The organism is Serratia montpellierensis, assembly GCF_020858655.1.
Taxonomy (GTDB): Bacteria; Pseudomonadota; Gammaproteobacteria; order Enterobacterales; family Enterobacteriaceae; genus Serratia; species Serratia montpellierensis.
In genome coordinates this window covers 444,050-470,990 of sequence record NZ_VOSN01000005.1, presented here as the reverse complement: position 1 = coordinate 470,990, position 26,941 = coordinate 444,050, and the positions used below count along the sequence as shown (strand labels likewise).

Below are 26,941 nucleotides of genomic sequence, written 5' to 3'. Positions count from 1 at the left end.
GGGGCGCGCCCGCCGTTAAACCGCCAGGATCAGGACACGTGCTGCAGGAACTCCTGCAGACGCGGGCTTGGCGGGTGGTTGATCAGGTCGTGCGGGTTGCCGTCTTCGGCAATCCGGCCTTTATCGATAAAGATCAGGCGCGACGCCACTTTTTCGGCAAAACCGACTTCGTGGGTGACGATGACCATCGTCATGCCTTCCTCGGCCAGATCCTGCATCACCTTCAGCACTTCGTGGCGCAGCTCCGGATCGAGCGCGGAGGTCGGCTCGTCAAACAGCATCATTTTCGGCTTCACCGCCAGCGCGCGCGCAATGGCCACGCGCTGCTGCTGGCCGCCCGACAGTTCGGACGGATAGTGGTGGGCACGTTCCGCCAGACCGACCTTGGCCAGCAGCTCGCGCGCCAGCTTTTCCGCATCGGACTTCTTCGCGCCGCGCACGCGGATCGGGCCGAAGGCGACGTTTTCCAGCGCCGTCAGATGCGGGAACAGGTAGAACTGCTGGAACACCATGCCGGCTTCCTGGCGGATCAGCCGATCGTCTACTTTCGGATCGTTGGCTTTCAGGCCGTCGACGATCAGATCGCCGCTGGTGACCTCTTCCAGCTTGTTGATGCAGCGCAGCAGGGTGGATTTGCCGGAGCCGGACGGCCCGATGATCACCACCACTTCGCCTTTGTCGATCTTCAAGTCGATGTTGTGCAGCACCTGGGTTTGGCCAAAGTGCTTGGAGACATTTTTAAATTCAATCACAGGATTTTCATCCTTCTTTCCAGACGACGCAGCACGAAGCTCAGCACCAGGGTAATAATCAGATAGATAACCGCCACGGCGCTCCAGATTTCCAGTGCGCGGAAGTTACCGGCAATAATTTCCTGACCCTGACGGGTCAGCTCCGCCACGCCGATCACGATAAATAGCGAGGTGTCTTTGATGCTGATGATCCACTGGTTGCCCAGCGGCGGCAGCATGCGGCGCAGCGCCAGCGGCATAATGACGTAGCGGATGGTTTCGCGGCGCGACAGGCCGAGCGCCAGGCCGGCTTCGCGGAAACCGTTATGGATAGACAGCACCGCGCCGCGGGTGATTTCCGCGATGTAAGCGCCGGAGTTGATCATGATGGTCACCACCGCCGCGGTGAACGGATCGATGCGCAAGTCGCTAAATGCCATCGGCAGGGCGAAGTAGATGAACATCACCTGCACCACGATCGGCGTGCCGCGGATCACTTCGATAAACACCAACGCGATGTGGTTGGCGATCCAACCGCCGTAGGTGCGGGCAAAGCCGGCGACGAGGCCGATGATCAGGCCGCCAATCAGACCGAGGACCGAAATCCACAGGGTCATTTTGGCGCCCTCTAACAAGATAGGAATGGCGGGCCAGATGGCGCTCCAGTCGAACTGCATGATATTTCTCCCGGTGATCCCAAACGTGGGTATCAGATACAACGAAGCGCAGGGGGTTAAGCGACCCCCTGTGCTTAAGTTAATAGCTTGCTAAATTCACAGCTTACTTAGGTTCGGTGCCGAACCACTTCTTGTAGATCTCGTTATAGGTGCCGTTCGCGCGCAGGGTTTTCAGCGCGCCGTTCACCTTCTCGCGCAGCTCGTCGCTGCCTTTCGGGAAGGCGATGCCATACTGCTGTGCTTCCAGCGAATCGCCTACGGTTTTGAACTTGCCGGCGCCGGCCGTCTTAATGAAGTATAGGATGTTTGGCGTGTCGTGCAGCACCGCATCGGCGCGCTTGGTGCCCAGTTCCATGTAGGCGTTGTCGATGTTAGGGAACTGACGCAGATCCTTGGTTTTGATGTGCTGCTTGGCGTAATCCACCGAGCCGGTGCCGCTCTTCACCGCCACCACTTTGCCGTTCAGATCGTCGATGCTTTTCACGCTGTTGTTGTCGGCGTTGACCATCACCAGCAGGCCGCTTTTGTAGTAGCCGTCGGAGAAGTCGATGGCTTTCTTGCGCTCATCGGTGATGGTGATGCCGGCCAGCGCCAGATCGACGTTTTTGGTCTGCAGCGCCGGAATGATGCCGCCGAAGTCCATTGGCTTCAGGGTGTAGTCCAGCTTCAGCTCTTTGGCGACGGCGGCCCACAGGTCGATGTCGAAGCCGACGTATTTGTCGCCTTGTTTGAACTCAAAAGGAACGAAAGCGGTGTCGGTGGCGACCACCAGTTTGTCTGCTGCGTGGGAACTTACGGCAAAGGCCAGAGAGAGTGCGGCCAGGGAGACTTTAAAAATCGACTTCATGAGAGGAATTCCTGTACAGGTTGCGGATTACCCATTTTTTATATTGCAGTTGGTGCCATGAAAAAATCGTGCCATGTTTTCAACTACTATAAAAACAAAGAGTTAGTACGTGATGTTGTGCCGGAAAGGCGAATTGTTATGGTTATGCACCAAGGTGAAGCACCAAAATGGTGCGTAAGAATTATCTTGGTGCACGGGGCTATCATTAACCAAATTTTGGCTGTGAAACAACCGTTCTTTAACGTTTTTGCTTCAATATTGATAACTAACTCTAACTTTCATGATGCACTGACGGTGCAAGCGGGGCCGCGAGGGCGCAAAAGGGGGAGCAGATAATGCTAGCGCAACTGGCTGTCTTTGCTGCCGCGCCGGTTGTACAGGCTGGCGGCCGCGTGTTTTTTGTCTTGTTCGGTCTGGCAGGCGAGGCAAAAACGCACGCCTGTTAACGCCTTGCGGCGCGCTTCCGGGATCGGTTCTCCGCATTCCTGGCAATAGCGTTCGCTCTCGCCGTGCCCGAGCGCATCACGCGCGCGCTGCACCGCATCGTCGACGGTGGAGTCAATCTGATCTTGTACGGCGCCGTCCGCCGCCCAGCCGCTGGCCATCATAACCTCCTGACAAGGGAACCCTACCGTTTAATATGGGGCGTTTTTTGTACAATGCAACGGCCTCGCAAAAGAAAACAGGCCGGGCAAAGCCCAGCCTGTTCTGCCCGGAACGACGGGCCCTCTGCAACGCTTTCGCGTTATTCGATATTGGATTCGATGAACCACAGGAACTTGTCCAGATCGCGCGAGGCGGCGGTGAACATGTCGGCGGTGTCTTCGTCTTCCACTTCAGTAATCGCCTTGCGGATGTCATTCGCGACCGCGCCGTAACGATCGGCCAGAGCCTTCAGGTGCTCTTGCACGCTGTGGATATTGGTCGGATAGCTTTTCAACGGCGTGCGATCGTTGACCACCTGTACGGTGCCCAGTGCGACGCCGCCCAACTGCACTACGCGCTCGGCGAAGGTGTCCTGATGCTCGATGATGGCGGTGCGGAAGCCGTCCAGCATTTCATGGACCGCGATGAAGTTCGCGCCGCGCATGTTCCAGTGCGCCTGTTTGGTGATCAACGAAAGATCGATAAATTGCACGACCTGATGGTTCAGCGCCTTGATGGCGGCCAGTTTGACTTTTTCGTCCAGATCGTTACGGGTATACAGCAGATCAGAAGATTTCGTTTTCACCAGTTTAGCGGTACTCATATCAGATATCCTCTTGATTAGTCGTTGTCCTATTTCGTTACGGGATCAATTATAGCAGGGGTATTTGTTTTTGCCGTACGAAAATGGCTATTGCACAAATAGGAATGGCCTACTGGTAATATTTCAATGTGGTTTTTGTTTTTGATTAATGAAATTGATTTTTATTGGTTTTTTTATTTTTTGTTGCAGGTTTATTATTTACCGCAGTGACGGTTTATCCCTGTTATTTTATTTGCATTGAGCATGCCGGCTTCAGAGGAATATCCACTTTGTTATCGCGGTGTTAATTTTAAGCCTATTCAGATTGATAGCCGTAATTGATGCAGTTACAGTAGGGGAATTATCCCCTCTCTATATGAGTGGCGAGTGATGAAAATTAACGTCGTCGGCACCAGCGGCAGCGGTAAAAGCACCCTGGCGCGTCAACTGGCGGAACGGCTTGACGTGCCCTATATCGAGATGGACAGGCTCTATTGGCGGCCCGAGTGGCAGGGAACGCCCGATGACGCATTCCTGGCGCGGCTTGAGCAGGCGCTGGCCGAAGCGGGCGAAGGCTGGGTGCTGGACGGCAACTACAGCCGCACGCAGCCGATCAAGTGGCGCGAGGTCGACTATATCCTGTGGCTGGACTACGGTTTCGGCCGCACGCTGTGGCAAGCTGTGCGCCGAGCGTGCCGACGCGCGGCCAGCAAACGAGAGCTGTGGCCGGGCACCGGCAACCGGGAAAGTTTTCGCCGTTCTTTTTTCAGCCGCGAGTCGATCGTGCTGTGGACGATCCGCACCTATTCCAAGAATCGGCGAAAATACCTGGCGGAAATGGCCGGCGCCGGGCGCCGCTTCGTACGCTTGCGTTCTCCCCGCCAGGCCGCCGATTTTGTACGGGCGTTGCCGCAGGGTCAAAGCAGCAGGCGGTGATGGATCCTCACCACCGCTTTTTTGATTTGCTGCGGCCGCTGCCAAAGACAGCCGGTTTTGTGCGGCTCCATTTGGAAAAAGATTGCGAACATGCCGTGCGTCATGTGCAGCGTTTGCGGGTGGCGTTTGATGTCCAGCAGCAGAAGGTCGCTATTTTCTGCGTGGGGCTGCTCGCGATGCCAGTCGCCCGCCAGACCGTATTCGATGCGCTGCGCTCTTCACCGCTGATCAGCAGGTGGAGCGCAATGTACTCCTGATGCATCTCGGCGCGCTTCTCCTCCGCTGGCGTAGTGGTCAGCGTCATGACATCCATAAAAATGTTGTCGCCGTCGATCGGGTGATGGCCCGGCGCCAGTTCGGGCAGGTCGCATCGACGCAACTCGGTCAGGGTTGAAACCAGCGCCGGCGCGAGTCCGCGACCGAAGCGTGGGTTGAACAGGCTGTTGTGAATCACTGTTATTCTCCATGTGAGCGAAAGTCCAAAGTGCCTGCGGTACAGGCTAAGGGGAAGTATGCCGACTTGTCACGAGGAAAAAAGTTAACCCGCCTGCATTCCGGCGTTGCGGCCTACAGGCGAGTCGGGCGATCAGGAAAGGCTTTCGAGACGCGGTTTGGGGCGGATGGTCAGGGCGGAACCTATGGAGGCGGCGATGATGGCTGCCAGCGCAAGCCATTGCACGCCGCTCAGGTGTTCGCCGAGGAACAACATGCCGGACAGCGCCGCCATTGCCGGTTCCAGGCTCATTAAAGTGCCGAAGGTACGCGCCGGGATTTTGGGCAACGCAATGATCTCCAGCGAGTAAGGCAGTGCGGTGGAGAGGATCGCCACCGCCAGCGCCACCGGCAGGATATCGACATTGAACAACACACTGCCGGTTTGCCAGGCGCCGATCGGGCAGAACACCAGCGCGGCGATCAGCGAACCGAGCGCCACCGTGCCGGGGCCATGATCGCCACCGGCCTTCTGGCCGAAGATGATATAGACCGCCCAGCAGGCGCCGGCGCCGAGCGCGCAGGCGGCACCGAATGGATCGATCCCACCTACGCCGTGGCCGAGCGGCAGCAGGAACCATAGCCCGGCGATCGCCAATGCCACCCAGAGGAAGTCGATCGGCCGCCGCGAGGAGAACATGGCCACCGCCAGCGGGCCGGTAAACTCCAGCGCTACGGCGATGCCGAGCGGCACGGTGCGCAGTGACAGGTAGAACAGGTAGTTCATCGCGCCGAGAGACAGGCCGTAGATCAGCAGCGGCAAGCGGCTGCCGGCGGCGAGGCGCATGCGCCACGGGCGGAAGATGATGAACAAAATCAGGGTGCCGATGAAAAGACGCAGCGTGGTGATGCCTTCCGCGCCCACGATCGGGAACAGGCTTTTGGCCAACGAGGCGCCGCTCTGGATAGACACCATGGCGATGATTAACAGACAGATGGGCAGCAGCGCGGAGGGCGCTCTGCCGGAAGTAGATAACGACATCCTTAACGGGCCTTTTATGCGCCGTTCCTCAGCCTTGAGAAAACGGTCGAAACGGGGATGCGAGCAGTGTAAATGAAATGCGAAAATCTGTCTGAGAAAAGCGCACATCGCGGTGAAATCCGCCGATCCTCGGATGAGATGTGGTGAATTTGGTCAAAAAGTGCGCTTTTTCTTAAGAATTATCTGGATATTAAATAGGTGATTTTTGTCACAGAAAGCCGTAGAATACGGCCGAAAATAGAGCGAAAAGAAGAAGATACACTGTTCTTGAAATCTTCTGTTACACGATATAAAGCATTAGACACTCATTTCAAGGCAGAGTTTCACGCTAATTTTTGTTATATTTTCAAAGCATGAACAAATGGATGTACTTAATAATAAAACGCGTTTGAGGTGGTTATGAAAAAAATTGCATGTCTTTCCGCAGTAGCAGCTTGCGTATTAGCAGTTAGCGCAGGTACCGCATTCGCTGGTCAGAGCACCGTATCCGCTGGCTATGCGCAGGGTGATTTCCAAGGCGTTGCTAACAAAGCCGACGGTTTCAACCTGAAATACCGTTACGAGTTCGACAACAACCCACTGGGCGTAATCGGTTCCTTTACCCACCTGGAAAAGGACGGTTCTCAGGACGGTTTCTACAACAAAGCTCAGTACAACTCTATCTCTGCCGGTCCAGCATACCGTATCAATGACTGGGCGAGCATCTATGGTCTGGTTGGTCTGGGTTACGGTAAATTCACTACCAACGCTCAGAACGGTACTTCTCGTCACGACACCGCTGACTACGGCTTCACCTACGGTGCCGGTCTGCAGTTCAACCCAATCGAGAACGTTGCCCTGGATGTCGGTTACGAGCAGAACCGCATTCGTAGCGTTGACGTTGGCACCTGGAACGTTGGCGTAGGCTACCGCTTCTAAGTGTGTTCGTGCCTGCGGGCATGAACCTGCGGCAGCTTTTGCCGCACCGATAAAAAATCCGCCTTCGGGCGGATTTTTTTTTATCTGTTATCGGCTGCCGCGCCCCGTCGGCTGTGTCGAAAAGCGTGCGCTGCGGGCATCGCGCTCATAGCCTTGTGGCTCAGTCAGTAGCCCGTACAGCTCGGGGCGGCGTCCGTAAATCCAGCGGCGACCGGTGCTGAGCGGGATCAGCGTCAGATCGAGCTCGGCGCTGACCATCCGATCTTCCGCCGCCCAGGTCTCCGCCACGATGCGGCCGTAAGGATCGAGGATCATCGCGTTGCCGGTGCGTATCTCATCGTCATCGCGGCCCACGCCGTTGCTGAACAGCAAGAACAGCCCGTTGTCGTGAGCGCGCGACGGTAGCCAGCGCATCAGCCAGCCGCGGCCGTGTTCGCCGCGAAAGGCGGCTTCTATTGCCTGCGGATCTTCCGCGCGCCGTTGCCACAGCGCCTGCGGGATCGGCTTCATGCCGTGCGGGCTGCGCGAATGGGTGCCGCCGGTCTGGTGCGGGGCGATCAGCACGTCTGCACCCAGCAGCGCCGTCGCGCGCACATTCTCCACCAGATTGTTGTCCCAGCAGATCAAGACGCCCATGCGCACGCCCCAGGGGGTGTCGAACACCGTATACCGGTCGCCGCTGGCGATAGCCGGGTGCTCGAAGGCATGCAGTTTGCGGTGCACATGCAGTTCGCCGTCCGGCAGACAAACGGCATAGGCGTTGTAGCAGCGGCCGTCGTCGCCCAGCTCGATCAGCCCGACGCCGATCGCCATGTTGTAACGCTCCGCCAGCGGGCGAATGCGCGCCAGCGAAGGGCTGTTTACGATCGGTTCCGCCAGCGCCCGCACTTCGGCGTCGGAAAGATGGCGCACGTGCCAATAGCCGGTGACGCACATTTCCGGGAAGGCCAGCAGCTGTATCTGTTGCTCGGCTGCCTCCGTGATAAAGCGTTCCATGGTCGACAGGTTGTAATTCTTGTCATTGGCGCGATGCTGGAATTGCACCGTGGCGGCGCGTAATGAAGGGGTCATGGTCTCTCTCCGGTTGGGGTCTGCGTTGATTACAGCAGGTGGATTGATTACTGTATAATCAATTAAATTCCTTATTCGATAACCTGATGGAATGGATATAAAACAACTGCGCGCCTTGGTGGCGCTGGCCGAACAGGGCAACTATCGGCAGGCGGCGAACCTGCTGTGCATCAGCCAACCGGCGCTGAGCAAACAGATTCAGGCGCTGGAAACCCAGCTCGGCGTTCGGCTGTTCGAACGTGGCCGACAGGGGGCGGTGCTCACCGCCGGTGGGCAGCGGCTGTACCCGGAGGCGCAGGCGCTGGTGGAACAGTACCAGCAGTTTCAGCGGCGCGCCCGGCGGGTGGCGCTCGGGGAAGCGGGGCGGCTGGCGCTGGGATTTGGCCTCTCCAGCTTTCATCTGGCGCCGCAGCTGGTGGCTGCCTTTCGCCAGCGGTTTCCTGAGGTAGCGATTGGCCTCGAAGACATGCCGTCGGAACGTCAGTATCAGCTGTTGTTGCAGGGGGAGTTGCAGGCGGGGTTCGTGCGCTTGCCGGTCAATACGCCGCTGTGCGGCGCGGCGTTGTTGAGCGATCGGTTGGTGCTGGCTGCGCCGGGCGCGCTGGCGCTGTGCGCCGACGACCTGATGGCGCGTTTCAATCAGCTGCCGCTGCTGCAGCTGACGCCGAAACGCGGGCGCGGGCTGAGCGATCAGTCGCTGCGGTTTATCGCCGCTCACCGGTTGACGCCGAACGTGGTGCAGCAGGCTGGCGATATCCAGACGCTGTTGGCGCTGGTCGCCGCCGGCGTCGGCGTCGCGCTGCTGCCGCACAGCATCACGCATATCGCGCCGGCCGGCATCGACATTTTACCGCTGAGCGGCGAGGAGACGGAGTGGCAGGTTGGTATCGCCTGGGATCCGCAGCGCGTGGACGCGCTGCGGGACAACTTCATTCAGACAGCGTTGGCGATGCAACGCGCTTAGGCATTCAAAGCGGGCAATGCATCACGACGATTGGACTCTGGTGGTACTCGCTGCGGTGGCTTTCGCTGAAACCGACCTTTTTCGCCAGCGCCAGCGAGGCCTGGTTTTCCGGCGAGATGATGCAGACGGTTTGCTCGCCCGGCAGGTGCGTCTTACCCCAGGCCAGCGCCGCCCGCAGCGCCTCGGTGGCGTAGCCTTTGCCGTGCGCCGAGCTCACCAGCGTCCAGCCCATTTCCGGCGCGTCGAGCGCCGGCGTGATGTCGCGCAGGAAGTTGGAGAAGCCGATGCTGCCGAGATACTCACCGCTCTGTTTGTCACGCACCGCCCAATACCCGTACCCCAACAGCGCCCAGTGGCCGACGTAACGCATCAGGCGCCCCCAGGAGTCTTCCCGGTCGCGCGGCGTGCCGCCGATATAGCGTACCACCAGCGGATCGGCCCACAATGCGGCCAGCGACTCGAAGTCGTCCAGCGTGTGTGCGTCCAGCCGCAGGCGTTCGGTGACAAGCGTTGGCGCGGTGTTGAATACGGTCATGTTGCTGCTCCTGCACAGGGTGAAAGGCGATGAAAAACAACGGCGTTCAGTATGCCAGAGAAATCACACCGCCAGCCACAACAGCCGGGTCAACAGAAAGCCGCTCAAGACTGAGCTGGGTGGTCAGCTTCGTCCAGGTTTCGAGGCCAGCCGCCGCCGCACAAGAGGCAATCGAGCACGCGGGGATTGCATTGCTGACGGCGGGAGAAGAAGAATAAGAACGAACCGGAATTAGGATGAAAGTTCGGTATCGATGCCACGTGCGGGCGCTTCACTGGCTTCAACGCCACCGAGTTCATGCCATTCGCGGCGCCTTTGTTCAGCCCATTCTTCGTGGAAGGCTTGCATCTCTTTTTGGTAACGTTCCTTCATGCTCATAGGGGTTGGGTGGGATTCTGCCGTTAACAGGCGGGATTTCGATGACATATAATCCGTCCTCAATAAGCTCTTGGTTGTACAAATAATGTACGCTATGCGCATGTTTTTTCAAGAGCGAGTCATAAATTCTGGCTAACGCTGGCCTGAGCGGTACGCTGAAAACCAATCTCGCTTGGTATTGCGCCACAAAAGTGACGATCGCCAGGCCGATGCCATTAATGAAGAGTTGTTCTCGTTCATCTCGGGTGTACGCCATCCTGGTATAGGTATCAAATAAGGATCTGGTTACTTCGGCGCGGGTTTCCAATGCTCTTACATCGTACAGTTCCATGACGTAAGCATTGTCCAATACTTCCGGGGCAGGATACGCCCCAATAAGCCATTGACGCATCCTTAACGTCGCTTTTTTAAAATCAAGGTAATACGCAGCAACGCTGCTGGCTTTTTTATAAACCGTTATTCGGTACCTATACTCCGTGACAGGTCGCGCATTGATCTCCCTCACATCAATCTCCATGATAAAATCCTTTTTACTATTATTTTTCCTATAGTTATCCCCTTTGTGACGAACAGATTATTAACCGCGATGGAGAAGATCCTCCAGCCGCCGATGAGGCTTATGCGCAGCGCTGCGCAAAACTAAATGCCGCTGAACCAGTTGTAGCCCTGATCCTCCCAATACCCGCCCGGATTGACGTCGCTGACGAAGATCGCGGCGATATGCTTGGCGTTTTTGAACCCCAGTTTGGTCGGTACACGTAGCCGTAGTGGATAACCGTAGTCCGCCGGCAGCGCCTTGCCGCCGAAATCCAGCGCCAGGATGGTCTGCGGGTGCAGCGCGGTGGCCATGTCGAGGCTGGAGTAGTAACGATCGGCGCATTTGAAACCGACGTAGCCGGCGTTCAGATCCGCGCCGACGTGCTGCAGAAAGGTGCGCAGCGGCACGCCGCCCCATTGGCCGATGGCGCTCCAGCCCTCAATGCAGATCAGGCGAGTGATCTGGCTTTGCTGCGGCAGCCGCTGCAGCTGTTCCAGCGTCCAGGGCGCTTTTTTCTCCACTTTCCCCGCGACCTCAAGCCGATAGCCGGCGAGATCGATCTCGGGAACGTTGTATTCCGGGTAAAACGCGTTGAAGGGGAAAGGGTGGGTAATCTGATCGGGCCGGTAAGTTTGCGCCAGCCGCTGGCCGCTGAACAGCCAGGCCTGCACCCGGTCGTTCCAGCGCGACATGGCCCACAGCACCTTATCCACCCGATCGCCGTCTTGCAGGTTGCAACCGGTGAGCATGGCGATGCCGCCCAGCGTCAGGCCGGAACGCAGCATCAGGCGGCGCTGCAGATTGACCAGCTGCTTTTTTTGGTCCGGTTCCAGCGTCGGCGCGGTTGCCCGCTGTTTTTTCTCATTCATGTTTGCCACCCGTTATCATCGCCCACAGCGTTTTGGGTACGACTATCACCATAAAGACGTGGATCGCCACAAACAGGCCAATGCCGGCCATGGCGAAGAAATGCACGTAGCGCGCGAAATCAAAGCCGCCAAACAGGGCGACCAATCCCTGCAGCTGAACCGGCTTCCAAATCGCCAGGCCGGACAGCACCAGTAATAGCCCCAGCGCCAGTACGCCGAGGTACATCAGCTTCTGAATGGCGTTGTAGTGGCCATGCCGGTGGCGCAGGCGCAGCGTCAAGGCCAGCCAGATATCCTGCCGCAGCGCGCCGACGCGCAGCGGCAACAGATCGCGGCGAAAATGGCCGCTGAACAGGCTCCACAGCAGATAGCAGACGGCGTTGAGCGCCAATAGCCACATCACCGCCAAATGCCAACCAATCGCGCCGCCCAGCCAACCGCCCAGCGTCATCTGCGGCGGAAAGCGGAAATCGAACAGCGGCGAGGCGTTGTAGATTTCCCAACCGCTCATGAACATGCACACCATGGCGAACAGGTTGATCCAATGAGTGATTCGAACCGGCCAGCGATGCACCGGCCGCGACGCGTTGGTCTTCATGGCTTCCCTCCGTTACATCGGCGGCACGGTGCCGTCTTTGCCGGCGGAAATGCGGGTGGCGATGCGCTCGCCCTTATCGTTGACGGTGGAGAACAGCACGATGTGCACGCCCGGCTTCAGCAGGCTCAAATCGCCCGGATCCAGCGTTACGATCGGCACGTCTTCCGGCACGACGACGGTTTTTTGCTGGTTGCCGTAGGTGACGGTCAGGGTGCGGCCGTTGGATTTCACCAGTTTGCCGACGGTGCCGTTGGTCATGGTGTCCACTTTGCCATCGGCGGATTCCCAGGCCGAATGTCCTTCGCCGGTGCCGCGCAGGCTGGCGGCGAACACGTGCACTTCCAGCGCTTTGAGCGTGCCGTCCGGCTGCGGCACGGCGGCGGTGCCGATAAAGCTGTCCGGTTTGATGTCGTCCAGCGTGGCTTTGGAAACGCTGAGCACTTTGGTCTGATCGTTCAGCTTGACGCTGAGTGTCTCGCCCTTGCGGTCGGTCAGTTGCAGATTGCCGTCGGCAACCTGGCTGATGGTGCCACGCAGCGGCGCGATAACCTTGCCCGGCGTTTGGGCGGCGGCCAAGCCGCTGGACAGCAGTAACGTGGACAACAGTAAACCGGCTATACGATGACGGGTAATCATAACGTTCTCCTGAAATGAGTTTGCCGGTTAAGCATGGTTGAGCGATGGGGTCAGCGCCATGGCCGTTTGATGACATTAATGTCATCAAGTTTGTCCGCCGAAACTGCTAGTATTTTTTGCAGACGTAACGAGGTGGTGAGCATGCGAATACTGGTAGTTGAAGACGATATCGGCACAGGGGATTACCTGAAGAAAGGGCTGGGTGAGGCGGGGTACGGCGTCGATTTGGCGCGCACCGGCACCGACGGATTGTTTCGCGCATTGGAGCAGGACTACGATGCGATCGTGCTCGATGTAATGCTGCCGGGGCTGGATGGTTGGCAGATTATCGAGGTGCTGCGCAAGAAAAGCGACGTGCCGATTCTGTTTCTCACCGCCCGCGATGGCGTACAGGATCGCATTCACGGTCTGGAGCTGGGCGCGGACGACTATCTTATCAAGCCGTTCTCGTTCACCGAGCTGGTACTGCGTTTGCGCACCTTGCTGCGCCGCGGGCCGGCGCGCGAAGCCGATCATTACGCTATCGCCGATCTGCAGCTGGACGTGCTGCGCCGCCGGGCGGTGCGTCAGGATCAGGTGATCCCGTTGACCAACAAGGAGTTCATGCTGCTGCACCTGCTGGTGCGGCGCGAGGGCGAAGTGCTGTCGCGCACGCAGATCGCCTCTCAGGTGTGGGACATGAATTTTGACAGCGACACCAATGTGGTTGACGTGGCGATCAAACGCCTGCGCGCCAAAATCGACCGGCCGTTCGACGTCAAGCTGATCCACAGCGTGCGCGGTATCGGCTATGTCTGCGAGCCACGCTCGTGAGCGGGCGCACGTCACGTCGGCCGGTGTCGCTGACGCTGCGCACCGCCACGCTGTTCGCGCTGGTGGCCGCGTTGGTGGTGAGCGGGACAGGCGGGTATCTGTTTAGCGCCATGCGCCAGGAAATGACGCTGCGCAGCGATCTGCAGGTGACCGGGCGCGTAGAGTATTTCCGTCATTTGCTGGGGCAGCGCTTTCCTTTGGCGCGCCTGACCGCCAATAACGGCCTGTTCGAAAACATGCTGGGCAATGAACAGGACGTGCTGATTTTCCAAATCCCGGGGCAAAAACCGCTCATCAACGTAAACCCCGCCAGGGTGGTCCTGCCGCCGATCGCGCCGACGCCGCCTGAACAGGCGCAGACGCTCGCCGCCGTGCGCGGCGGGGAAACGGCGCAGGGGGTACCGCTGCGCGCCGCTTCGGCGATGGTCCGATTGGAAGACGGCAGCCTGTTGCAGATCTCCGCCGCGCACGTGATGGTCAACGAACAGAAGATGCTGGCGCGTTACCTGTGGCGCATCGTCGCGGCGGTCGCGGTGGCTTTCCTGCTGATTGCGCTCCTGGGGTATGGGGTCATGCGCAGGGGATTGAAGCCGTTATGGCGCATGGCGGCGCAGGCGGCGCAGATTGCGCCCAATACGCTGTCGAAACGCCTCAGCGAGCAGGGGGCGCCGAAGGAGTTGCAGCAGCTGACCCGTTCGTTCAATGCGATGCTTGATCGGTTGAATGAAGGCTATCAGCGGCTGACGCAATTTTCCGCCGATCTGGCCCATGAGATCCGCACGCCGGTAGGGGCGTTGATGGGCCAGTGCCAGGTGGCGCTTTACCAGCCCCGCAGCGTGGAGGAGTACGAAACCCTGCTGTCGAACAATATGGATGAGCTGGAGCGCATTTCCCGCATGGTGGAAAATATCCTGTTTCTGGCGCGCGCCGGCGAAGCGCAGTCTGCGCTGAATTACAGCCGTCTGGATGTGGCGCTGGAGCTGCGGCGGGTGGCGGATTACTTCGAAGGGCTGGCGGAAGAACGCGGCATCGCGCTGAGCTGCGAAGGGGAAGGCGTGCTGAAGGCGGACGCCATGCTGTTCCAGCGGGCGCTGAGCAACCTGGTGGCCAACGCGGTACGTTATGCCGACGAAAACAGCCTGATCGTCCTGCGGGCTGAACGGCGTGCCGATGCCTGGTGGGTGCAGGTCATCAATCAGGGGCCGCCGATCGCGCCGGCACAGCTGGAAAAGCTGTTCGATCGCTTCTATCGTGCCGATCCCGCACGCAGCGCCGGCAATCACGCCAGTGGGTTGGGGTTGTCTATCGTGCGCGCCATCATGACGCTGCACGGGGGAGAGGCGTGCGCGCAGTGTTCTGATGGCCGGGATTCTGCCAGTTTGACCTTTAGCCTGGTTTTCCCTTCATCAGTTCAATGAGCTGCAGCGAATGTTTTCGCCTACTGCGGATCATGCGATAGGCGTCATTCGCAAGTTTTTCCTTTCATTACTATTTCCCATCGCCTTGGCTGAACCTAAAATTTAACATTTACGTCGCGGTAAGCGCATTAATTCATCAGGATAATGCGGATGGCCTGCGGTCTGTGATTATGCTCAACATTCACTTGTTATTATTTTTTTATTAAAATTTAGTTCCCCAGTCCTTTTTTGAGATGTTTTTCCTTAAAATGGATAATCCGCGATACAAAAAACTAACTTTATGGTTTTTGGCGCGTCAATATATCAATGGGTGTGGTGATTGGTTAACCTTTGGTTATGGTTTGCAAGAAAAATCCTATATAAACGATGGTGAGGTGAAAAAGCGTATTTCGTGGCGTTAATTGAGTGGTTTTTCTTGCCTGTGCTTGGGTATTTTCGCGAATTACCTGATTAAATATTTATTTAATATTTCATTAACATTTGACGCCAAACTATAAATGATCGCTATAGTGAAAACATGTGAATAAAATGAAATATAGATTTAATGACCATATTCTCTTTGACGCAGACACCAGAACCCTTAGCCCAACAGATTTTTCTGACGATCCCATATCCATATCCAGTCCTTCCAAACGGTTGTTGTTGCTGTTGATTGCCCACCATGGCGAGGCCGTAGGGCGTGAACTGATATTCAAGAAGGTCTGGGACGATTACGGCATGGTGTCCAGCAATAATAATCTTAATCAGTGCGTCAGCAAATTGCGTCGGGTGATTAAAAACCTTGGCGTCGAGGATGAGGTTATTGTTACGGTCCCTAAAGTGGGTTTTATGTTGCGTGATGAGATTACCATCGAGTCTTATGAGGACGCGGAAGATATTCACGACGCGGAGCCTGCCGCGGCTGTGCCGGGAACTACGCCCGAAGCGGCAACCAATCCGCCGTCCGAAACCGCCATCAATAGGGCCACTTCTCATCTTGGTTATTCCCGCCGCGGGTGGCTGATGTTCAGCGCGATGGTTCTGGGGGGGATCCTCATGGCTATTGCTGTCACGGCCTATTTCAGCGGCTCGGGGGCCCGGCAGGAGAGCTACCTGGGAAAGTCGGGCAACTGTAAGGTTTTCATGTCGTTGCCTGATGCCTCCGCGACGGTCAACGCCAGCCTGAATCGGGATATTCTGGCTTACGCCGCGCACCAAACGGGAGAGTGCAGCGGCGATGAGTTTTTGCTGGTGGTGCGCAGCAATCAGGTTAGGGCTTACATTTCCGGCATTTCCCGCTTATTCCTGCTGCGCTGCAAGATCTTGCGTGAACATAAAATGGAGATCTGTTCAGGTTTGGAAAGCGACAATGCCGAGTTTATTAATTGACCATTGATAGCCGCTGCCCAACACGATTGAAGGACGATGGATATGACAAAAATATTACAGTGTTGAAATAGAACGTTCGACTTTCATTGGGCGGGTTGCCGTGTGGCGTTTACGAGAGGTATTTCCCTTTCTCTACCGCTTTCTACCTCATTATGGTGATTATGTATGGTTAAAGCCGATTTCGGTGATGCGCTGCTATTTTTTGAACCCAGCTATTTAGTGAGAAGAGGAATGGAAGCATTTCTCGTTACCCAATCAAGTGACAGCTATTTTATCGATACCTTGAGGGAGCTGGAGGGGGCATTGAAAGAGGGAAAGCCTCGCGCGCTTATTATGGAGTTATATCATCAGAGCGAATATTTGTATGATGTATTACGATTCGTTCTGACGGCAAAAAATGTCTGGCCGGAAATTCCCTTGGTGATTTTCACCACGGTAGAACATCCCGGCATATTAGCGTTGTTGGCGGCGGATGCGCGCATAGCTATCGTGGCTAAGGAGGACCCTTTGCATTGCCTGAGTGACGCCATTGCGGCTGCGGGCAAGTTCTCTGGCTATCGTTCCCCGCATATTCGCGCCCGGCTGGTGCACTCTACAGCCGCATTATCTGACGGTGAATGGCGAGTTTTGGCCATGATGGTTGCCGGCGCATCTCCACGAAGCATCGCCACCGTGACTCGCCGAAGCTACAAAACCATAAGCTCCCATAAACTGAATATTATGCGAAAACTGGGCCTCAATCAGGCCGGCTTTATGCGGCTTATCCTTACTCTGAGAACCCGATACCCTTCCTGACACGTGACGAGAAGCCCCCCTTTTCTCTACAGCGGCCGATCTTGATTGGCTGCTGCCTCCCTGCGTAAATCCAATCAATCCCCCCTCAGCGAACAACGCCGGCGCTGAAATTTTGCACCGACATGGGAAGGGCGAACAGAGCATATTTGTGGTTAAACAATCACCGCCTTGCAGGGGATAAACCACAATGTGATTGTGCTTTCATTAAAGGCTTAACCCGCTTTTTAATGTGATTGGTGGGGGGTTAAAACATTAATGTCGGGATTTAAATCTAAATATTTGAACTTTAGTAGTTAATGATTCTTTTTTGATCGGTCGGGGATATTCTTGTGGCGTCAAGCAGACTGGCTAAACGCAGTGATGCAAACGGCTGGCTGAGAATGGACGAAAGAAAGAAAACATATTCAACATTGAAGGGAGTTATACCATGAAGAAAATGACACTGGCTCTGGCGATCGTTTCCGCCTTTGCAGCGGTCAGCACTGCTCAAGCCGCCGACGTTACCGCTCAGGCGCTGGCAACCTGGTCTGCGACCGCCAAGAAAGACACCACCAGCAAACTGGTTGTGACGCCGATTGGCAGCCTGGCCTTCAACTATGCAGAAGGCATTAAGGGTTTCAACAGCCAGAAAGGCCTGTTTGACGTCACCGTGGAAGGCGATACCACGGCCACCGCTTTCAAACTGACCTCAAAACTGGTCTCCAATACGCTGACTCAGCTGGATACTTCCGGTTCTACGCTGGAAGTCGGGGTGAACTATAACGGTGCGGTGGTCGGGAAAACGGCTGAAACCACCATGATCGACACCACCGCCGGCATTTTGGGCGGCAATCTGAGCGCCCTGTCCAACGCCTACAACCAGGCCGGCCGCACCAGCGCGCAGGATCAGTTCACCTTCAGCATCATCGGCGCGACGTCAAACGGCACCACCGCCGTCACGGATTTCAGCACGCTGCCGGAAGGTATCTGGAGCGGCGACGTCAGCGTCGAGTTCAACGCGACCTGGACTTCCTAATCCCTCCGAACGATCTGCATCTGGCAGGGGGGAGACCTCCTGCTATTTATCGCTCATCAACGCCAGTGGAATACCGCAATGACACGCTTTTCTCTCGCCGTCACTCTGATGTTAATGCTGCTGCGGCCGGCTTTGGCTCTCGATGTGGGTGAGATCAGCTCCTTCATGCCTGGCGACAGCGCGCGCCTGAGCAAGGAAATCAAAAACACCACCGACAGCGGCCGGCTGGTGAACATCAAGATCGAACGCATTTCCAGTCCCCTGGCCTCCGGTACGGTGATCCCGATGAGCAGCCGGGATGAAATGCTGCTGTCGCCCGCCAGCCTGATCTTGCCGGCCAACGCCAGCGATGTGATCCGCTTTTACTACAAGGGGCCGAATGATGCCCAGGAGCGTTACTACCGCATCGTTTGGTTCGATCAGGCGCTGAGCGAGGCGGGGCAAAACTCCGCTCGGCGTAATGCCGTGGCCACCACGTCGGCGCGCATCGGCACCATTTTGGTGGTGGCGCCTCGGCAGGATCGCTTCGCCTATCAGTTCGCCAACGGACGGATCAAAAACACCGGCAACGCCACGTTCAAAGTGGTGGCCTACGGCAATTGCAGGAACAAGCAAGACGGCAGCGACTGCAAGGAAAACTATTTCGTGATGCCGGGGAAGGATCGCGCCTTCAGCAAGGTTGACGTCAACGATAAAAAAGGACGCGTCGCGCTGTGGCACGGCGAACAGTTTATCCCGGTGAAGTGATGCGCGCGTTATCCACGATGGATGCAAAACAATCACGCAAGGAGTGGCATGTGAACGCTGTGCTGTTGAGAACGCTTTTGGCTGCCGGTGCGCTGGCGCTCCCGACGCTGTTGCCTGGCCGTATGGCGATGGCGGCCGGTTTGACGCAGATTAACGGCGTGCTGATCCCGCACACTTTCAGCCTGGCGTTGCGCGAGGGGATGAGTATTCCGCTGTTATTGCATTATGAAAAGAGCGATGGCGTCAAAGACGACAGCCGCATCGGCCATGCCTTTCTCTACCTGGATCAGGACAGGCTAAAGATTCGTCGGGTGACGCTGGAGGATAACGACGACGGCGCCCGGCTGACGGCGTCGATTGCCGGCCAGCTGCAGGCTTTGCAGGATGCGCCATTCGATCGGCAGCAGCATATCCGGGTCGCGGACGACGCTTGGCTGGCGCTGGATTTCCGGCAGCTCAACCTGCAGCTGGTGGTGAAGGAATCCGCGTTGGGGACGGTGCTGCGCGCTCGTTCCAGCGACATCGGCGCGTCCAGCGTGGATGCCGTGAGCAGCACGCTGGATTATAACCTCGGGGTCTACGATAACCGGGCCCGCGCCAGCGAAGGCAACACCTCCAGTTATTTATCGCTCAACAGCGTCACGGCGTTGCGTGAACACCACGTGGAGTTGAACGGCTCCATCTACGGTATCGGCAGCGGCGATGAAAACGCCACGCTGTACAAAGCGATGTACGAGCGTGATTTCGCCGGTCGCCGTTTCGCCGCCGGCATGTTGGACAGCTGGAATCTGCAGTCGCTGGGGCCGGTCACCACCATCAACTCGAGCAAGATTTATGGTCTGTCCTACGGCAACCGCGCCAACTCGACGGTATTCGATAATTCCCAATCGCTGACGCCGATCGTGGTTTTTTTCCCCTCGGCCGGCGAGGTGCATCTGTCGCGCGACGGGCGGCTGCTCAGCGTACAAAACTTCACGATGGGCAACCATGAAGTGGATACCGGCAGTTTGCCCTACGGTATCTATGACGTAGAGGTGGAGGTCGTGGTCAACGGCAAAGTGGTCGATAAACGCATGCAGCGAGTGAATAAACTGTTCAGCCCTAATCGCGGCGCCAATGCGCCGCTGGCCTGGCAATTCTGGGGCGGGATGCTGCGCATGGACGACTGGCGAGGTGAACGGGAACGTCACCGCCCGGCAAAGGACTCTTATTTGCTTGGCGCTTCGGCTACCGGCAATCTGCAAACGCTTAATTGGGCGCTGTCGGGGTATTCGTTTGACGGCAACGCCGTCGGCGAGAGCCGCGTCAGCCTGCCGGTGACCGAGTCGATTCAGATCAACCTGCAAAATATGGCGGCCTCCGATCGCTCCTGGAGCCTGGTCAATAGCGTCAGCGCCGCGTTGCCCGGCGGCTTCAGCAGCGTATGGATCAATCAGGAGAAAACGCAGATTGGCGATCGTCTGTTGCAAAATGACGCCTATAACCGCGCCGTTGGCGGCAGCCTTAATCTGGGGGCGCTGTGGTCTCCGCTGGGCACCCTGAGCGCCAGCTACAACGACGATAAGAAGAACGACAGTCACTATTACAACGCCGATTATTACCAAAATATTTTTACCGGCCGCTTCGGCACGCTGGGCGTACGTGCGGGCGTGCAACGCTACAACAACGGCAGCAGCAACGCCAATACCGGCAAGTACATCGCGCTCGATTTTTCACTGCCGATGGGCAACTGGCTCAGCGCCGGCGTTTCCAACCAGAACGGCTACACCACCGCCAACCTGGCGGCACGCAAGGACATCAAGGACGGGCCGATCCGTACCCTGGGCGCCAACCTGTCGCGGGCGATTTCCGGTGATACCCGCGGCGACAACCGCTTCAACGGTGGCGGCTATGCGCGCTTCGACACCAAGTATTCGGCCGGCACGCTCAACGTCAGCAGCTCCGCCGACGGCTACGTTAACAGCAGCCTGACCGCGAGCGGCAGCGTGGGCTGGCAAGGGCGTGATATCGCCATCAGTGGCCGCAACGAAGGCAACGCCGGGATCATCTTCAATACCGGCATTGAAAACGACGGCCTGCTGACCGCACGTGTTGACGGCCGGATGGTGAAGCTGAGCGGCAATAAGAATTACCTGCCTTTGTCGCCTTACGGTCAGTACGACGTTGAGCTGATGAACAACAAAAACTCGGCGGAGAGCTTCGACATCGTCACCAAGCGCAAGAGCAAGCTCACCCTGTATCCGGGCAACGTGGCGGTGATCTCGCCGGAGATAAAACAGATGGTGACGGTGTTCGGCCGCATCAAAGCGGAGGACGGCACGCTGCTGGCCAACGCCTATATCAAGAACCATATCGGCCGCACTCGCACCGATGAGAAAGGCGAATTTATCATGGACGTCGACAAGAAATTCCCGGTTATCGATTTTACCCACAGCGGCAATCAGACATGCGAAGTGGATTTGGATCTCAGCAAGGCGCAAGGCGCCGTGTGGGTCGGCGACGTGATCTGCACCGGGCTGAAAACCTATGCGGGCAATATGTCATCCGGGGAGTCTGATCATGAGAGCTAACGTTGCGCTGTTGTTGTTGGCGCTGGTCGCCCCCGCGCTGCAGGCGGCGGTCAGCCAGACCAACTGGCCGGATGCGGCGGCCATGAAATTTGTCTTCGTGGAGAACAACGCCGACGACAACTTTTTCGTCACGCCGGCCGGCGGGCTGGATCCGCGTATGACCGGCGCCAATAAGTGGACCGGGCTGAAATACGGCGGTTCCGGCACTGTCTATCAGCAAAGCCTGGGGTACGTGGATAATGGTTACAACACGGGGCTGAATGCCAACTGGCGCTATGACATGTGGCTGGAAAATGCGCCGATAAAGAATCCGTTCCTCGGCTTGCGCTGCATCAACTGGTATGCCGGCTGCAATATGGATACCAGCTTGATTCTGCCGCAGACCACCGACGAAAAGGGGTTTTACGGCGCCGTGGTCACGCCCGGCGGTGCAAAATGGATGCACGGCATGATGTCGCCGAGCTTCTATCAATATCTGAAGCAGATGGCGGCGGGCGAAGCTTTCAGCATGCAGATCAACGGCTGCCAAACGTCGGTGGCTTACGACGCCGCGGCCGGCGGCCGCTGTCGGGATCAGGCCAGCGGCAGCTGGTACAAGCGCACCGTCACGCACAGCAAGGCGGCCCACCTGCGCTTTATCAATACCAATGCCGTATCGGAGGTGTTCGTCAACAGCGATGGGGTGCCGATCATCGGCGAGGGCAATGCCGATTGCAAGAACCAGACCATCGGCGCCCGCTCAGGCATCATGTGCAAGATGGTCAGCTACGATTTGCAGACCGACGGCAGCGTCAGCAATACTTCGATTCATATTTTCCCGGCGATTAACCATGCGGCGCTGTCCTCTGCGGTGAACGCCGCCGATCTGCAGTTCAGTCTGAACGGCAACACCTGGAAAAACACGTCGGGCACCGGCAGCTACTATACGTTTAACGAGTTGAAGAGCAGCAACGCGGTCTATGTGTTCTTCTCCAGTAACTTCTTCAAACAGATGGTCGCGCTGGGGATTTCCGACAGCGGCACCCGCGATCTGATCAATTTCCGTTTTCAGAACACCACCTCGCCGGAGTCGGGATGGTATGAGTTTTCCACTTCAAACCAGCTGATTATCAAGCCGCGTGATTTCAGCATCAGCATTATTTCCGATGATTACGACAACAGCCCACACCGTGAAGGCTATGTCGGCCCGGCGGAGCCGGCGCTGGAGTTCGGCTACTTCGTGACCACCAGCGGCAAAACCGCCGCCGATCAGGTGAGGGTGATGGCGACCGGGCCGACTCAGGCGATCAACGGGGTGAACTATTGCCTCTTTTCTTCTGCGGATGACAGTACCCGGGTACCGTTCCCCGCCACCCTTGGCATCACCACCAGCACCAACGGCCAGCAGAGCTTCGCCGCGGCTGCGATGGCCAGTGGCACGACATGACCAATGCGCTCTGGAGCAGCACCCCGTGGAATGATATCTCCGGTGAAGTGGGGGTGCTGAACAAGACCCGCGTGACCTTTAGCATTCCGATGAACAACCCGATCTCGCTGAGAACCGTCGACGGCAACGGTTGGTATGGCGACGTCAGCGCCGCCGGTGAAATTCATGTCGAAGCCACCTGGCGCAACATCAATTGAGGGCAGGGCGTGAAACTTGTGCTGATAGGGTTGCTGTGTTTGTCCTTCCCCTTTACCGCCGCCGCGATCAATGTCGGTACCCTGACGTTTGCCATGGATCAGGATCGCTCATTCACCGCCAAGCGGGTGTTGAATAACAACCGCAGCGCGCGCCTGTATCAGGTGAGCATTCGCGCTATCGATCGGCCGGGAGAGCGCGAGGTGCGCAGCCGGCCGGCGGACGGCGAGCTGCTGTTCGCGCCGCGTCAGCTGACGCTGCAGGCCGGGCAGGCGGAGTACTATAAGTTTTTCTACCGCGGGCCGCAGGATAATCGCGAGCGTTATTACCGGGTGTCATTTCGCGAAGTGCCGACCCGATTGTTCGAGCCGGGGCCGCGTCGGGGCGCCGGCGTCAACCTGGAGCCGATCGTGGTGATGGACACCATTCTGGTGGTGCGCCCGCGTCAGGTAAACTTTGCCTATCGGCTCGATACCCAGCGCGGTACGCTCACCAACACCGGCAACACCTACTTCAAGTTCCTGCTCAAGCCGGGCTGCAACAGCACGGATGAAGAGGGCGTCACCGAATACCTGCGCCCCGGCGATACGCTGACCCATGCCGGTATTCGGCTGAAGGGGCAGAAATTCATTATTTATAACGACAAATTTATCAGCGTCGATCGCAGCTGCCTCGATTAACGCGGCGGAATGGCAAAGCGGAAGCAGGCGCCGCTTTGCGCTTGTTCGATCAGCTGAATATCGCTGTCGTGCAACTGCAGAATGCGCCGCACGATCATCAGGCCCAGTCCGCCGGAAGGGCGCCGGGCGCCGCTCAGAACAGACGGGCGCACGAACAGATCGGCGCGCAGCGTCTGCGGAATGCCGGGGCCGTTGTCGCTGACCTGCACCATTACCTGGTCTTCCTGCCGCCACAGCCGCACGCCGATGTCGCCGCCGGGCGGCGTATGGCGAATGGCGTTGTCCAGCAGGTTGGTCAGCACCCGCTCAATCATGCTGAGATCGGCGAACACCGGCGGAATGCCCGGAGCGATGTCGGCGTGCAGCCTCTGGTTGCGCGCCTCCGCCGCCAGCTCGAACTTTTGGAATACGTCCTGCAACAGTTCGCTGAGGGAGAAGGGCTCTTTCTGCGGCTTCACCACGCCGTACTCCAGCCGTGCCAGCTCGAACAGCTCCTGCGCCAGCTTGCCCACCTTGCGGCTCTGCGCCAGCGCGATCTCCAGATAGCGCCGCCGATCGGCTTCGCTCAGGGTGGCGGCCTTGACCGACAGCGTCTCCAGATAGCCGTGCAGCGAGGTGAGCGGGGTGCGCAGATCGTGCGAGACATTGGCGATGAACTCACGCCGCAGCCGATCCTGCTGTGCCAGCGTTTGCCATTGTTCGGCAAGGCGCTGCGCCATGCGGTGGAAGGCCTGCTGAAGCTGGCTGACTTCGTCGCGCCCGGCCCGTACCGCCGGCAGCGCCGCGTAGGCCTGCACCGCTTCGATGCCGCCGCTGTCCAGCGCATTGACCTGCCGGGTCAGGCGACGGATCGGGCGCGTCACCCAATAAAACGCGAAACCGCCGGCCAGCAGGCTGAACAGCACCATCACCCCGGAGGTCCACAGGGCCATCCTGGCCGCCGAGTTGAACTGGGCGTTGCTGGCCAGCGCCGTGTACTCTTCGCCGAGCAAGACCACGTACAGATAGCCTTCGATCCGGCCATCGACCTTCAGCGGCGCGACGCTGAACACCTTGCGCCCGTCCTCGCTGCGCGGATCGTCGCCATACACCGGCATCTGCGCGCCATCGAGCAGCGCCTGCAGCGGCGGCAATGCGACCCGCTGCCGTTTCAGATGCCCGGCCGGCGCGGCGTTGCCGATAATCGCGCCCTGTTTGTCGAGCAGGTAAACCTCCACGCTGGGGTTCACCGCCATCAGCTGATCGAACAGGGTATGCACCGCCTGCGGATCCGGTCCGTTCACCCCCAGCAGCGGGTTGCTGTCGGCGATATGCTGCGCCAGGTTGCCGGACAGGCGCTGGATCACCGCCTGGCTGTACTGGGTATTGCTGCGCACCTGCATCCAGCCGGAAAAGGCGCAGCCGATGACGATCAGCAGCGCGAAGATCAGCGTGAGGCGTTGCGCTAACGTAAGGTTTTTCATGGCTTACTCTTGCGGCGCGGCCGCGAATTTATAGCCCATGCCCCACACCGTGAGGATGCGCTCGGGTTCCGCCGGGTTGCGCTCGATCTTGATGCGCAGCCGGTTGATATGGGTGTTGACGGTGTGCTCATACCCTTCGTGCTGATAGCCCCAGACCTGATTCAACAGGCTGAGGCGCGAGAACACCTGGCCCGGGTGGCGGGCGAAAAAGTACAGCAGATCGAATTCGCGCGGCGTCAGCTCGACCGGCTGCTGGTGCAGGTGCACCTCGCGGGCGATCGGATCGATGGTCAAATCGCTGAAGCTGAGCACGCCGGCGTCCATGCGCAGGTTGCGGCTCATCGCTTCCTGGCGGCGAAACAGCGCCTTGACCCGCGCCACCAGCTCCAGCATGGAGAAGGGTTTGGCCAGATAGTCGTCGGCGCCCAGTTCCAGCCCCAGCACGCGGTGCACCTCGCTGGAGCGCGCGCTGGTGATGATGATCGGTGTGTAGCGCGTCATGGTGCGCGCCCGGCGGCAAATCTCCAATCCGTCCACGCCCGGCAGCATCAGATCGAGGATGAGGGCATCCCAGCCGCCCTGTTCCAGCATCGCCATGCCCCGGTTGCCGTCGGCGGCGTGGCTGATGGCGTAACCCTCGTCACGCAGATGCAGCTGCAACAGCTCGGCGATGTCGCCGTCGTCCTCGACGATCAAAATTCGTTTTGGCTTTTCCATTCTCATTACCGCTGATTGCCTGATCCTCTATGAAGTCTACACAACCCCCACCGGTGGAGTTATCACATTTTATTTAACTTTGCGTGAGGTCTTGGGGAACAAATCAGGGGAATACTCGGCTCATCGCATCGTTAGCTGGCAGGAATCTTTATGAGCCTCACTCTCACTCCGGAACAACGACAGACCGTACATCCGCTGTGGCTGCGGTTGACGCACTGGCTGAATGCGCTGGCGATGCTGATCATGGTGACCAGCGGCTGGCGTATTTACAACGCCTCGCCGCTGTTCAACTTCAGCTTTCTCAATGAGCTGACGCTCGGCGGCTGGCTGGGCGGCGCGCTGCAGTGGCACTTCGCCGGCATGTGGCTGTTTGGCGTCAATGGGCTGTGCTACCTGCTGATCAACCTGGCCAGCGGGCGTTTCAAACGCAAGTATTGGCCGCTCAGCCCACGGCAGTTTCTCGCCGATATAGGTGCCGCGCTGCGCGGCAGGCTGCAACACGCCGACCTGCGCCACTACAACATGGTGCAACGCGTGGCCTATCTGTCGGTGATGATCCTCGGCGTGATGAGTGCGCTGTCCGGGCTGGTGCTGTGGAAATCGGTGCAGTTTCCGCTGCTGCGCACGCTGCTCGGCGGTTATGAGGCGGCGCGCTATATCCACTTTTTCGCCATGTCGGCGCTGGTGGCCTTTGTCGCGATTCACCTGGTGATGGTGGCGCTGGTGCCACGGACGCTGCTGGCCATGCTGCGCGGACGCTAAGGAGTGAATGATGGAAAAGGATAAACCGATCATGACGGTCATTGAAGGGCAGGCGATCGTCAAAGAAGCGCAGCGGCTGTTGAGCGCGCCTTCGCGCCGCCGCTTTCTGCGCAACGGCCTGACGCTGGGCGGCATCGCCATGCTCACCGGCTGCGATCTCAGCGATAACGCCAACGTCGAACAGGCGCTGAGCCGCATCTCGCGCTTCAACGATCGGGTGCAGGGCTGGCTGTTCAATGGCGACCGCCTGGCGCCGGTCTACCCGGAATCGATGATCACCCGGCCGTTCCCGTTCAACGCTTTCTACGCCGAGGAGGACGCGCCGGACATCAACGGCGACGACTACCGTCTGGAGGTGGCGGGACTGGTGCAGGACAAACGCGCCTGGAGCCTGCCGCAGCTGCACCGGATGGCGCAGGTCAGCCAGGTGACGCGCCATATTTGCGTCGAGGGCTGGAGCGCCATTGGCAAGTGGGGCGGCGTGCCGTTCGCGACCTTTCTCAAGGCGATCGGCGCGGATCTGAGCGCCCGCTACGTCAGCTTCAAATGTGCCGATGACTACTACACCAGCA

General features: G+C 58.2%; 28 protein-coding genes and 2 pseudogenes. 15 read left to right on the top strand and 15 right to left on the bottom strand.

Annotation, left to right across the window (positions count from 1 at the left end; genetic code table 11):
- Nucleotides 1-29: 29 nt before the first annotated feature.
- The 5 genes from glnQ to dps form a co-directional block, all read right to left on the bottom strand.
- Entirely contained in the window at nt 30-752 is a 723-nt protein-coding gene (glnQ, locus tag FUU19_RS07575) for a glutamine ABC transporter ATP-binding protein GlnQ (RefSeq protein ID WP_004939230.1), read from the bottom strand.
- A complete protein-coding gene (glnP, locus tag FUU19_RS07570) occupies nt 749-1,408 on the bottom strand; it encodes a glutamine ABC transporter permease GlnP (RefSeq protein ID WP_019454487.1) in 660 nt (219 codons plus the stop codon). Before glnP ends, glnQ begins: the two co-directional genes overlap by 4 nt.
- Nucleotides 1,409-1,511: 103 nt before the next feature.
- Nucleotides 1,512-2,255 (bottom strand): glutamine ABC transporter substrate-binding protein GlnH, encoded by a 744-nt coding sequence (gene glnH, locus FUU19_RS07565; protein ID WP_038880498.1) that lies wholly within the window; start codon nt 2,253-2,255, stop codon nt 1,512-1,514.
- 338 nt (nt 2,256-2,593) lie between these two features.
- Nucleotides 2,594-2,860, bottom strand: a complete 267-nt coding sequence (locus FUU19_RS07560; protein ID WP_141970040.1) for a DksA/TraR family C4-type zinc finger protein — start codon at nt 2,858-2,860, stop codon at nt 2,594-2,596.
- 140 nt (nt 2,861-3,000) lie between these two features.
- On the bottom strand, nt 3,001-3,504 hold the full coding sequence (gene dps, locus FUU19_RS07555) for a DNA starvation/stationary phase protection protein Dps (protein ID WP_004939215.1): 504 nt from the start codon (nt 3,502-3,504) through the stop codon (nt 3,001-3,003).
- 369 nt (nt 3,505-3,873) lie between these two features.
- Between dps and FUU19_RS07550 the strand changes: the two genes are divergently transcribed.
- Nucleotides 3,874-4,419 (top strand): AAA family ATPase, encoded by a 546-nt coding sequence (locus FUU19_RS07550; protein WP_230490216.1) that lies wholly within the window; start codon nt 3,874-3,876, stop codon nt 4,417-4,419.
- Here the strand turns inward: FUU19_RS07550 and nanQ are convergent.
- Together nanQ and rhtA are read right to left on the bottom strand one after the other, a co-directional pair.
- Nucleotides 4,401-4,873: pseudogene (gene nanQ / locus FUU19_RS07545) on the bottom strand (N-acetylneuraminate anomerase). The gene FUU19_RS07550 and the pseudogene nanQ sit on opposite strands and share 19 nt — an antisense overlap.
- 132 nt (nt 4,874-5,005) lie before the next feature.
- Nucleotides 5,006-5,893 carry a threonine/homoserine exporter RhtA gene (gene rhtA, locus FUU19_RS07540; RefSeq protein WP_230490218.1) on the bottom strand — a complete coding sequence of 296 codons (888 nt, stop codon included), beginning with the start codon at nt 5,891-5,893 and terminating at the stop codon, nt 5,006-5,008.
- Between the two features lie 399 nt (nt 5,894-6,292).
- Here rhtA and ompX point away from each other — a divergent pair, with 399 nt between their 5' ends.
- Nucleotides 6,293-6,811, top strand: a complete 519-nt coding sequence (ompX, locus tag FUU19_RS07535) for an outer membrane protein OmpX (RefSeq protein ID WP_019454480.1) — start codon at nt 6,293-6,295, stop codon at nt 6,809-6,811.
- Nucleotides 6,812-6,898: 87 nt separating this feature from the next.
- Here ompX and FUU19_RS07530 read toward each other — a convergent pair whose 3' ends face one another.
- Nucleotides 6,899-7,882, bottom strand: a complete 984-nt coding sequence (locus FUU19_RS07530) for a nitrilase family protein (RefSeq protein WP_230490219.1) — start codon at nt 7,880-7,882, stop codon at nt 6,899-6,901.
- A gap of 91 nt (nt 7,883-7,973) precedes the next feature.
- Between FUU19_RS07530 and FUU19_RS07525 the strand changes: the two genes are divergently transcribed.
- Complete coding sequence (locus FUU19_RS07525) at nt 7,974-8,846, top strand: LysR family transcriptional regulator (protein ID WP_141970032.1); 873 nt, start codon at nt 7,974-7,976, stop codon at nt 8,844-8,846.
- A 4-nt stretch (nt 8,847-8,850) separates the two neighbouring features.
- Here the strand turns inward: FUU19_RS07525 and FUU19_RS07520 are convergent, their stop codons facing one another.
- The gene (locus FUU19_RS07520; RefSeq protein ID WP_141970031.1) at nt 8,851-9,381 is read right to left on the bottom strand and encodes a GNAT family N-acetyltransferase; all 531 of its coding nucleotides are present in this window, start codon (nt 9,379-9,381) and stop codon (nt 8,851-8,853) included.
- 29 nt (nt 9,382-9,410) lie between these two features.
- On the opposite strand from FUU19_RS07520, the gene FUU19_RS07515 reads away from it, so the two are divergent.
- The gene (locus tag FUU19_RS07515; RefSeq protein WP_230490220.1) at nt 9,411-9,599 is read left to right on the top strand and encodes a hypothetical protein; all 189 of its coding nucleotides are present in this window, start codon (nt 9,411-9,413) and stop codon (nt 9,597-9,599) included.
- 101 nt (nt 9,600-9,700) lie between these two features.
- Here FUU19_RS07515 and FUU19_RS07510 read toward each other — a convergent pair whose 3' ends face one another.
- The 4 genes from FUU19_RS07510 to FUU19_RS07495 all read right to left on the bottom strand — a co-directional run bounded on the left by FUU19_RS07510 (nt 9,701) and on the right by FUU19_RS07495 (nt 12,400).
- The gene (locus FUU19_RS07510; protein ID WP_230490221.1) at nt 9,701-10,276 is read right to left on the bottom strand and encodes a hypothetical protein; all 576 of its coding nucleotides are present in this window, start codon (nt 10,274-10,276) and stop codon (nt 9,701-9,703) included.
- A 122-nt stretch (nt 10,277-10,398) separates the two neighbouring features.
- Nucleotides 10,399-11,166 carry a molybdopterin-dependent oxidoreductase gene (locus FUU19_RS07505; RefSeq protein ID WP_118892292.1) on the bottom strand — a complete coding sequence of 256 codons (768 nt, stop codon included), beginning with the start codon at nt 11,164-11,166 and terminating at the stop codon, nt 10,399-10,401.
- Nucleotides 11,159-11,764 (bottom strand): cytochrome b/b6 domain-containing protein, encoded by a 606-nt coding sequence (locus FUU19_RS07500; RefSeq protein ID WP_063988827.1) that lies wholly within the window; start codon nt 11,762-11,764, stop codon nt 11,159-11,161. Before FUU19_RS07500 ends, FUU19_RS07505 begins: the two co-directional genes overlap by 8 nt.
- A gap of 12 nt (nt 11,765-11,776) precedes the next feature.
- Nucleotides 11,777-12,400: a hypothetical protein gene (locus FUU19_RS07495; RefSeq protein ID WP_230490222.1), complete on the bottom strand. Its 624-nt coding sequence runs from the start codon at nt 12,398-12,400 to the stop codon at nt 11,777-11,779.
- Between the two features lie 141 nt (nt 12,401-12,541).
- Between FUU19_RS07495 and FUU19_RS07490 the strand changes: the two genes are divergently transcribed.
- From FUU19_RS07490 to FUU19_RS07450, 9 genes and pseudogenes are all read left to right on the top strand, one after another.
- Entirely contained in the window at nt 12,542-13,213 is a 672-nt protein-coding gene (locus FUU19_RS07490) for a heavy metal response regulator transcription factor (RefSeq protein ID WP_021504273.1), read from the top strand.
- Complete coding sequence (locus FUU19_RS07485; protein WP_230490223.1) at nt 13,210-14,631, top strand: heavy metal sensor histidine kinase; 1,422 nt, start codon at nt 13,210-13,212, stop codon at nt 14,629-14,631. The genes FUU19_RS07490 and FUU19_RS07485 overlap by 4 nt, the downstream gene beginning before the upstream one ends.
- Nucleotides 14,632-15,159: 528 nt before the next feature.
- A complete protein-coding gene (locus FUU19_RS07480) occupies nt 15,160-15,999 on the top strand; it encodes a winged helix-turn-helix domain-containing protein (protein ID WP_141972985.1) in 840 nt (279 codons plus the stop codon).
- 165 nt (nt 16,000-16,164) lie between these two features.
- On the top strand, nt 16,165-16,794 hold the full coding sequence (locus tag FUU19_RS07475; RefSeq protein WP_141970021.1) for a helix-turn-helix transcriptional regulator: 630 nt from the start codon (nt 16,165-16,167) through the stop codon (nt 16,792-16,794).
- Between the two features lie 427 nt (nt 16,795-17,221).
- Entirely contained in the window at nt 17,222-17,809 is a 588-nt protein-coding gene (ecpA, locus tag FUU19_RS07470; protein WP_004939148.1) for a common pilus major fimbrillin subunit EcpA, read from the top strand.
- Between the two features lie 78 nt (nt 17,810-17,887).
- On the top strand, nt 17,888-18,556 hold the full coding sequence (locus tag FUU19_RS07465; RefSeq protein WP_141970019.1) for an EcpB family pilus assembly chaperone: 669 nt from the start codon (nt 17,888-17,890) through the stop codon (nt 18,554-18,556).
- Between the two features lie 50 nt (nt 18,557-18,606).
- Nucleotides 18,607-21,126, top strand: a complete 2,520-nt coding sequence (locus FUU19_RS07460; RefSeq protein WP_141970018.1) for a CS1-pili formation C-terminal domain-containing protein — start codon at nt 18,607-18,609, stop codon at nt 21,124-21,126.
- Nucleotides 21,116-22,749, top strand: a pseudogene (gene ecpD / locus FUU19_RS07455) (fimbrial adhesin EcpD). The gene FUU19_RS07460 and the pseudogene ecpD overlap by 11 nt, the downstream one beginning before the upstream one ends.
- Nucleotides 22,750-22,758: 9 nt before the next feature.
- Nucleotides 22,759-23,427 (top strand): fimbrial biogenesis chaperone, encoded by a 669-nt coding sequence (locus FUU19_RS07450; RefSeq protein WP_060438937.1) that lies wholly within the window; start codon nt 22,759-22,761, stop codon nt 23,425-23,427.
- Here FUU19_RS07450 and FUU19_RS07445 read toward each other — a convergent pair.
- Nucleotides 23,424-24,890 carry a sensor histidine kinase gene (locus FUU19_RS07445; protein ID WP_230490224.1) on the bottom strand — a complete coding sequence of 489 codons (1,467 nt, stop codon included), beginning with the start codon at nt 24,888-24,890 and terminating at the stop codon, nt 23,424-23,426. The two genes, FUU19_RS07450 and FUU19_RS07445, sit on opposite strands and share 4 nt — an antisense overlap.
- Nucleotides 24,891-24,893: 3 nt before the next feature.
- Entirely contained in the window at nt 24,894-25,607 is a 714-nt protein-coding gene (locus FUU19_RS07440) for a response regulator transcription factor (protein ID WP_197832888.1), read from the bottom strand.
- A gap of 150 nt (nt 25,608-25,757) precedes the next feature.
- Between FUU19_RS07440 and FUU19_RS07435 the strand changes: the two genes are divergently transcribed.
- Both FUU19_RS07435 and FUU19_RS07430 read left to right on the top strand, forming a co-directional pair.
- On the top strand, nt 25,758-26,369 hold the full coding sequence (locus tag FUU19_RS07435) for a cytochrome b/b6 domain-containing protein (protein ID WP_033653385.1): 612 nt from the start codon (nt 25,758-25,760) through the stop codon (nt 26,367-26,369).
- A 10-nt stretch (nt 26,370-26,379) separates the two neighbouring features.
- Nucleotides 26,380-26,941, top strand: a 562-nt coding sequence (locus FUU19_RS07430; RefSeq protein ID WP_230507102.1) for a molybdopterin-dependent oxidoreductase, incomplete at its 3' end; no start/stop codon positions are given.